9 protein-coding genes are annotated in these 7,709 nt (G+C 43.7%); 6 read left to right on the forward strand and 3 right to left on the reverse strand.

The features are described 5' to 3' along the window. Positions 1 to 238 precede the first annotated feature (238 nt). The 4 genes from PX482_RS09045 (at position 239) to PX482_RS09060 (ending at position 3,381) form a co-directional block, all read left to right on the forward strand. Entirely contained in the window at positions 239 to 1,264 is a 1,026-nt protein-coding gene (locus PX482_RS09045; protein WP_002761340.1) for an aldo/keto reductase, read from the forward strand. Further along, entirely contained in the window at positions 1,261 to 1,668 is a 408-nt protein-coding gene (locus tag PX482_RS09050; RefSeq protein ID WP_002761342.1) for a gamma-glutamylcyclotransferase family protein, read from the forward strand. The genes PX482_RS09045 and PX482_RS09050 overlap by 4 nt, the downstream gene beginning before the upstream one ends. A 59-nt stretch (positions 1,669 to 1,727) precedes the next feature. Then, positions 1,728 to 1,928 carry a photosystem II assembly protein Psb35 gene (psb35, locus tag PX482_RS09055; protein ID WP_002761344.1) on the forward strand — a complete coding sequence of 67 codons (201 nt, stop codon included), beginning with the start codon at positions 1,728 to 1,730 and terminating at the stop codon, positions 1,926 to 1,928. Positions 1,929 to 2,235: 307 nt separating this feature from the next. Then, positions 2,236 to 3,381, forward strand: a complete 1,146-nt coding sequence (locus PX482_RS09060; protein WP_002761346.1) for a DNA cytosine methyltransferase — start codon at positions 2,236 to 2,238, stop codon at positions 3,379 to 3,381. Here the strand turns inward: PX482_RS09060 and PX482_RS09065 are convergent. Together PX482_RS09065 and PX482_RS09070 are read right to left on the reverse strand one after the other, a co-directional pair. Next, on the reverse strand, positions 3,356 to 4,093 hold the full coding sequence (locus tag PX482_RS09065; protein WP_288027323.1) for a hypothetical protein: 738 nt from the start codon (positions 4,091 to 4,093) through the stop codon (positions 3,356 to 3,358). The genes PX482_RS09060 and PX482_RS09065 overlap by 26 nt on opposite strands. After that, positions 4,071 to 4,322 carry a helix-turn-helix domain-containing protein gene (locus PX482_RS09070; RefSeq protein WP_002761350.1) on the reverse strand — a complete coding sequence of 84 codons (252 nt, stop codon included), beginning with the start codon at positions 4,320 to 4,322 and terminating at the stop codon, positions 4,071 to 4,073. Before PX482_RS09070 ends, PX482_RS09065 begins: the two co-directional genes overlap by 23 nt. Before the next feature lie 152 nt (positions 4,323 to 4,474). On the opposite strand from PX482_RS09070, the gene der reads away from it, so the two are divergent. Then, positions 4,475 to 5,833, forward strand: coding sequence for a ribosome biogenesis GTPase Der (gene der / locus PX482_RS09075; RefSeq protein WP_004268090.1), 1,359 nt, complete (start codon positions 4,475 to 4,477; stop codon positions 5,831 to 5,833). A 3-nt stretch (positions 5,834 to 5,836) separates the two neighbouring features. Then, the gene (locus PX482_RS09080; protein ID WP_002761354.1) at positions 5,837 to 6,712 is read left to right on the forward strand and encodes an energy-coupling factor transporter transmembrane component T family protein; all 876 of its coding nucleotides are present in this window, start codon (positions 5,837 to 5,839) and stop codon (positions 6,710 to 6,712) included. Between the two features lie 69 nt (positions 6,713 to 6,781). Here the strand turns inward: PX482_RS09080 and PX482_RS09085 are convergent, their stop codons facing one another. Continuing rightward, complete coding sequence (locus tag PX482_RS09085; protein ID WP_002761356.1) at positions 6,782 to 6,916, reverse strand: hypothetical protein; 135 nt, start codon at positions 6,914 to 6,916, stop codon at positions 6,782 to 6,784. Positions 6,917 to 7,709 lie beyond the last annotated feature (793 nt).

Genomic DNA, 7,709 nt, shown 5'->3' on the forward strand with positions numbered 1-7,709 from the left:
GGGGTGTGGGGTGTGGGGTGTGGGGTGTGGGGGTTTACCGATTTTGAGGTAGTCAGTTGCCTAATTTTCAGGGAAAAAGTACCTGAATTTTGCCCCCGATCCCCGCAATGGCTGGCACTTTTTGAGGGAAAAAAAGTCTAAAAGTCTTATCCAACAAGGTTTTTAGATTTATTCAGCAAGCCCTATATAAGTTAAACTTATCATACAAAGAATAAGCGAGCCAAAATTTTAGTTAATTATGCGTTACAAACTTTTAGGTAATAGTGGTCTGCGAGTTTCCGAACTATGTCTAGGAACGATGACATTCGGGGAAGATTGGGGTTGGGGGTCCGATAAAGAAGAAAGTCGGGCGGTTTTTCAGGCTTTTGCGGAAGCGGGCGGCAATTTTCTCGATACCGCTAATCTCTACACTAACGGAACCAGTGAAACATTAGTGGGGGAATTTGTCAAGGGCGATCGAGAAAAATGGGTAATCGCCACGAAATATTCTCTCAATACGCGCCCCGGCGATGTCAATGCTTGCGGAAATCATCGAAAAAACCTCTTTCAAGCGGTAGAAGCTAGTTTAAAGCGTTTAGGTACTGATTACATCGATTTACTCTGGCTTCATCTTTGGGACTCTCTCACTCCTATCGAAGAAGTGATGCGCGCTTTCGATGATTTGGTCAGGATGGGAAAAGTGCTTTATATCGGCATTTCTGACAGTCCTGCTTGGATTGTCTCCCAAGGGAACACCCTGGCCACCCTGCGGGGATGGACACCCTTTATCGGACTACAAATAGAATATTCTCTCAAGGAACGCACCCCCGAACGGGAATTATTGCCCATGGCCAAAGCATTAAATATCGGGGTGACAGCTTGGAGTCCCCTGGGAGGAGGAGTTTTAACGGGAAAATATAATCAACCCAACCCCGTCGATGGACGTTTAAGCATGACCGACCAACCTTTTCAAATTTTTGATCGCGATTTAAAAATTGCCGAGACTGTCCTAGAGATAGCCAGAGAAATTGAGAAATCACCGGCACAAGTGGCATTAAATTGGCTAAGAAATCGGCCTAACGCCGTAATTCCTATCATTGGCGCTCGAAAATTGTCCCAATTGCAGGATAATTTAGCCTGTGTGGACTTTAACCTGACTGGGGAACAGCTGCAACGACTCGATAATATCAGTGCTATTTCCCTCGGTTTTCCCCACGAACTTTTAGCCAGTCAATTTGTTCGCGATATCCTATTAGGAGGAGTAGCAGCACAATTAGACCGATGATGGAAGTTTTTGTTTATGGAACCCTGAAACCTAAGCAGAGTAACTATTCTGCCTACTGTGCGGGAAAAGTGATCAACTCTAAAACCGCCTACACAAAGGGGTATTTATACCATCTTACCGCCCTCGGTTATCCCGGACTGACCGAGGGCGAGGGCTGGGTGAAGGGAATTTTATTGACTTTTAACGCAGATTATGATATTGGGCTTTTGGATGCTTTGGAAGATTATCAACCCGGCAGAGATCCAGAAGAAAACGAGTATCAGCGTCGCAGAATCCCTATTTATAATCTAGAGCGAGAATTGATCGGCGAAGCCTGGGGATATATGATGACACCGGCAAAAATAGCTCTCCATGGCGGTATTTGGCTGCCTTCCGGTTGGTGGACCAGTAGCGATCGAGAATAGGGATGAGGGGGCCGATTCTGTTAAGATATACAAATTAAAAGCTTAATCGTGAAAAAATTATGTATCTACTCCTAGAAGTGGCCAGTGGCAAATTCCCCGTTTATTTTGTGGCAGTTTATGTGGTCGGTTTTCTCGCTGCTGTCACCATCGGTTCGATCGCTTGGTACAATTCTAAACGCCCGGTCGGTTGGGAAGATGCCCAAAGACCCGATATTGTCCCCGAAGTGAAGACAGAGGTGGATTCTGATTCTCAATCCTAGAAAAAGGCAGTGATCAGTTATTTTAGCCGTCAGCTTTTTTCTCCCTTCTCAGCAATCAGGTTGGTTGGGATTGACCCTTGGCTGCGGACAAGGGACTAAAGACCTGACTAGGCGGTTATTTCAGGCATTTCCGCCCTTCCTGCCGAACAGAAACAGATAAATCAACCAAGGTCGATCGCAAATCTCTATGATAGAATATTGGGTCTTTAATTTCCGTCCCCTCCTCCTCTTATGAAACTGCCTGTCGTCGCTATCATCGCTAGGATATTTAGTTGACAAGAGGCTCCGAATACGATAGTATTCAACCATGAAACAACAAATTATCGACTTATTTTCTGGTGCGGGCGGATTGACCACGGGATTTCATTTAGCCGGGTTTGAATCTATCTGTGCAATTGATGTAAATGCGAAAGCATTAGCAACCTATCAACATAATTATCCTAAAACACGCACTTTTCAGGAAGACATCCGCAAAGTTAATCCATCAGAACTGCGCTTATACTTAGGTTTACAAAGAGAAGAATTAACCGCCCTTATCGGGGGTCCACCCTGTCAAGGATTTTCACGAAATATCCCGGCTGGGTATCGCTATCTTAATGATTCTCGCAATCATTTATATAAGTCTTTCTTAGGATTTGTTCAAGAGTTTCGTCCTCTTCATGTAGTCATGGAAAATGTTCCTGAAATTTTGAAAGCTTATAACGGTATCATCAGAGATGAAATTGTAGCACATTTAGAATCTTGGGGTTATCAAGTAGTTACTACTTCCCTAAACGCCGCTTATTATGGAGTGCCACAAACTCGCTCAAGAGCCTTTTTTTTAGCTAGTCTAGAGCGTTTACCATCCCTTCCCCAAGCAACTCATTCTGGTGATATCAGAAGTGATTATAAAGCTGTAAAATCTTGGACACAGCTTACTTTACTAGAACCAAATATTGCCCCAGTTACTACTGTTAAAGATGCCATTAGTGATTTACCTACTTTAGAAGCAGGACAAGCTTATGATCACGAAATTTATACTAGGGAACCCGAGACCATATATCAACAGAAGATGCGTGAGCAAAGTCAAAAAATTGTTAATCATATTGCCCGTGCTTTAACACCAATTCAAATGTCAAGAGTGCAAATTCTGGCGGAAGGACAAGATGCGAGAGATTTACCTGCTGAATTAGCACCGAAAAAACACTATAGCGGGGCCTATGGTCGACTTTCTTGGGATAAACCAGCAAGAACAATTACAAGGTGGTTTTTTCATCCCGGTTCTGGCAGATTTTTTCATCCGACCCAGAATCGGACAATCACAATTCGTGAAGCAGCAAGATTACATTCTTATCCCGATCATTTTCACTTTTTAGGGACTTATACTGATATGGCCTCTCAAATTGGAGAATCTGTGCCACCACTGTTAGGCAAAGTGGTAGCAGACTCTATGGGACAAAATCTTGAGTATTAGTTTGGGTTTGTAGCGCTGCAAAAATTGTCTCCACATATCGATCTATTGTCAGACGAGTTCTCTCAATTCTCAGACGAATAGCGGCAGCGGGGATTGTTCTGCTTCTAAACAACTGTTTCTGATTTTTGTACCAAACTAACTGAGTTTTGCCAGCGATGCTTCCCTGTAAACCTGCCCCTACTCCCCCAGTTTTTTTATCTATTGCCCATGCCCAAGAAAAAACATTAGGATCAAGAGGATTAAGGGGGTATTCACAGTAAACATATTCATTGGCCTCTCGGTTTTTTAGCAATATTCCCTCATAGCTGTTGATGACATTTTGAGCAGTTTGACTGGAGCGAATCTTCTCGTTCCAGTGTTGAATAATAGCGGTTCCCAGTTGTGCGGGGGAAGATTGCAGATTCAAAGAGGGAACCCCAAGTTGAATGGCTTTTTTGATCATATCTGCTCGTTGAATTACGAACAAAAAGGTATTATCTGTAGTTAAACTATTCAGTTGTAGAGATTTTAGCGACCAACCACTGGCAGTTTTACTGTCCACTGCATCGTAGAGTAGTTTGCTTCTGCCTAGGGCAGGATCGGATAAAGGAATATTCTTGATATAATGAAAAATTGCTTCCCAGCTATAATCCTCGATCGAGCCAATCAATGGTGAGGCAATTGCGGCTAGAATGGCCTGCTTTAGTCTTTTAGTCTCGTCGTTCGTTAACACTTAGGGATTCCTCTACGGAATACAAAAATTCACTCATCCTCAGACCTAAAGCATTAGTAATATGACTAAGCACTCTCACCGATGGACTTTTTAATCCTCGCTCTAGTTGACTGATGTAAGTTCTATGCAGACCTGTTACTTCCGCCAAATACTCTTGCGACCACCCTTTTTCTTGGCGATAACGCTGTAGCTCTCGTCCTAAAATTTGCTCTAGTTGACCAGATTGCATAAGCTGAATTCTAGTCTTTTGTATACCAAAGTTCTACAGACTAAAGTATTCAATGTCTCGGTGCCGAACAGAAACAGATAAATCAACCAAGGTCGATCGCAAATCGCTATGATAGAATATTGGGTCTTTAATTTCCGTCCCCTCCTCCTCTTATGAAACTGCCTGTCGTCGCTATTATCGGTCGTCCCAATGTGGGCAAATCCACCCTCGTCAATCGTATCGCTGGAGATCAACAGGCGATCGTTTTCGATCAACCCGGGATTACCAGAGATCGCACCTATCAACCAGCTTTCTGGTGCGATCGAGATTTTCAAATTGTCGATACAGGGGGGCTAGTTTTTAACGATGACAGCGAATTTCTCCCTTTAATCCGCGAACAGGCTTTAATCGCCCTAGCAGAGGCAAGTGTGGCGATTTTTGTCGTCGATGGGCAAGGGGGAATTACCGCCGGCGATCGAGAAATTGCCGCTTGGTTACGACAGCAAAATGTCCCGATACTTTTGGCCGTCAATAAATGTGAATCGGTGGAACAGGGTATCCTGCAAGCGACGGAATTCTGGGAATTAGCCATCGGTGAACCCTTCCCCATCTCGGCCATTCACGGTTCTGGTACAGGTGAACTACTCGATGCGGTGATTAAATATTTGCCACCCGCGGCGGAAATTCCCGAAAATGAAGAGATTAAAGTGGCAATTATCGGTCGTCCTAACGTGGGTAAATCCAGTCTCCTCAATGCTTTAACCGGACAACAACGGGCGATCGTTAGTCCGATTTCGGGAACCACCAGAGACTCGATCGATACTTTAATTGAACGAGAAGGACAGGTTTATCGGTTAATTGACACCGCCGGCATTCGCCGTAAGAAGAATGTGGACTATGGAGCCGAATTTTTCAGTATTAACCGTGCTTTTAAAGCAATTCGCCGGTCTGACGTGGTACTATTCGTCATCGATGTGCTAGATGGTGTCACCGAACAGGATTTAAAATTGGCGGGACGAATTATTGAAGAAGGGCGCGCGGTGGTGCTAGTGGTCAATAAATGGGATGCGGTGGAGAAAGACACCTACACCATCAATACTTACACCAAAATGCTCCAGGATCGGCTGTATTTCATGGATTGGGCAGAAATGATCTTTGTCAGCGCCATGACGGGGCAAAGAGTCACCAAAATCCTCGAATTAGTCGATATTGCCGCCGAATCTCACCGTCGTCGCGTCAGTACCTCGGTAATCAACGATGTGATCGAAGATGCGGTTAAATGGCACAATCCCCCCACCACCAGGGGCGGAAAACAGGGGAAACTATACTATGGCACGCAAGTATCGAGTCAACCCCCCACGATCGCCCTTTTCGTTAACGATCCCCAGCGCTTTAATGATAACTATCGCCGTTACATCGAAGGGCAATTCCGGCAACAGTTAGGCTTTAAAGGAACCCCGATCCGCTTAATCTGGCGCGGCAAACCGGCGCGAGAAGTGGAAAAAACGGTTAATAGAGCCACCAAGGTCTAATTTATGGATTTATTGCGAAGTTTGCCCATCGGTCTTTATCTCGATCAACCGATTACCCGACTACATCAACTAGATGCCAGGGTAAAATTTATCTGGTTAATGGCTTTTTTAGCAGCACCTTTATTAGCTAATCCTTGGTGGCGTTTAGCTTTGGTGGGATTATTAATGTTGTTAACCCTGTTAGCTCCTATTCCCCCCCGCGTCTGGCGGCAACAGATGGGCTGGCTGATATTTTTAGCGATTATCGTCTTTCTGATTACTGCTATCACTCCCGATGGTTTAGGGGTGAGTATTCAGCCGCGTTTACCGGATGAAGGGCTGAATTTACCGCCAGCAAGTGATTATCAGTATGTTTTATGGGATAGAGGTCGTTTATTTGTTACCCGACGTTCTTTGGAATTAGCAGTGAGAATTAGTACCTTAGTTTTTACTTTAATTTATAGCACTAATCTCTTTTTATTGACGACGGCCCCGGAAGAAATTACCGAAGGTTTAGAGAATTTAATGAGTCCTTTACGGCGATTTAATGTGCCGGTGACGGAAATTTCTCTGACTCTGACCCTCTCTTTGCGCTTTATTCCCCTGGTTTTAGAAGAAGTGCAAAATCTAGCTAGGGCAGTGAGAACTAGGGCGATCAATTGGCAAAAATTAGGGATTAAAAAGAGTTTAAACGTCTGGTTAACAGTAGTGGAAAAATTACTAGATAATTTGCTTTTGCGCGCCGAACAAATAGCGATCGCTATGGAGGTTCGCGGTTTTACCAGTCCCAATCAGCATCAAGTACGCTGGCACCAATTACAGTTAAGATGGGCTGATTTTATCGCTTTATTTTTGTTAATTCCCTTTTGGGCAGCCCGATTAGTTTGGGGTGGTTTATAGCAGTTATCAGTTATCAGTTATCAGTTATCAGATTTGAGTTTTAAGTGTGCAGTATTAAATAGAAGTTTCCTACTGTCTTTTCACCTGATAGTTCTTCGTTACTTGGTCTGGTTCGATCGGGGGGCATAAATCGACTAAATCTTTATCTTGCAAGGGATTTAATTGATTAGTTCGCTCTAGAAAACAATTGACAAAAATCGCCAAATGTCTTTCTCTATAAGAGTTTCATTTCTTATAACCCTGTCCGTTGCATAAGACAAACCGAAGAACCTCACTGATTACTGTTCACAGCAAAAAACTCCCCACTTTCCACTTCTCACTCGCCAATTTCCTACTAAAGATAGATATTTAAACAGATAAAAAGTATTACTTATAAGAGTAAGTTACGGCGTTTCTTATAGAGATGAGGTATGATAAGATTTGGCATTTGGCAGGGTGCATCTCATTTTTCTAAATCTACTAAGTTGGGATTTTTCAAGGAAGTCCGTAGGTTGGGTTGAGCGAATCAATAGGTTAAAGAAAACCTCTCAATTTTAGAGGAAAGCGAAACCCAACATTTCAGTTCGTAGGTTGGGTTGAGCGAATCAATAGGTTAAAGAAAACCTCTCAATTTTAGAGGAAAGCGGAACCCAACAGCCAACACCTAAATCCGTCGGAATCGGCGATCGCTTCTCCTGACCTTTTGTGGGGTTTCCTTGGGTCAATCCAAGCGTACTATAGTTGGGTTTCCTTACGTCAACCCAACCTACAACCCCTTTTTGTTGGGTTGAGTCCGTAGCCCCCCTAAATGGTTACATACGTTACATAATCTGTTACCATTTACATACGGCGGTTCCTCTATCCGTGTGGCACCGATAAATCCTTATTGAATAAGCATTTCCACTTAGAAGATGTACCAGACTAAGCCTGAAGCCGCCGTATGTATAGAATTGTTGATTGGGAGTCTTGATCATGGCATTGCAGGAAGGCACTTACACCTGGGAATACGGCGACACTA

This window comes from Microcystis sp. M53602_WE12 (assembly GCF_030065455.1).
In the GTDB taxonomy this organism is placed as follows: Bacteria; Cyanobacteriota; Cyanobacteriia; order Cyanobacteriales; family Microcystaceae; genus Microcystis; species Microcystis aeruginosa.

Coding starts and splice junctions, on each gene's coding strand:
- PX482_RS09045 (WP_002761340.1), top strand. CDS start 239: ATGCGTTACAAACTTTTAGGTAATAGTGGTCTGCGAGTTTCCGAACTA.
- PX482_RS09050 (WP_002761342.1), top strand. CDS start 1,261: ATGATGGAAGTTTTTGTTTATGGAACCCTGAAACCTAAGCAGAGTAAC.
- psb35 (WP_002761344.1), top strand. CDS start 1,728: ATGTATCTACTCCTAGAAGTGGCCAGTGGCAAATTCCCCGTTTATTTT.
- PX482_RS09060 (WP_002761346.1), top strand. CDS start 2,236: ATGAAACAACAAATTATCGACTTATTTTCTGGTGCGGGCGGATTGACC.
- PX482_RS09070 (WP_002761350.1), bottom strand. CDS start 4,322: ATGCAATCTGGTCAACTAGAGCAAATTTTAGGACGAGAGCTACAGCGT.
- der (WP_004268090.1), top strand. CDS start 4,475: ATGAAACTGCCTGTCGTCGCTATTATCGGTCGTCCCAATGTGGGCAAA.
- PX482_RS09080 (WP_002761354.1), top strand. CDS start 5,837: ATGGATTTATTGCGAAGTTTGCCCATCGGTCTTTATCTCGATCAACCG.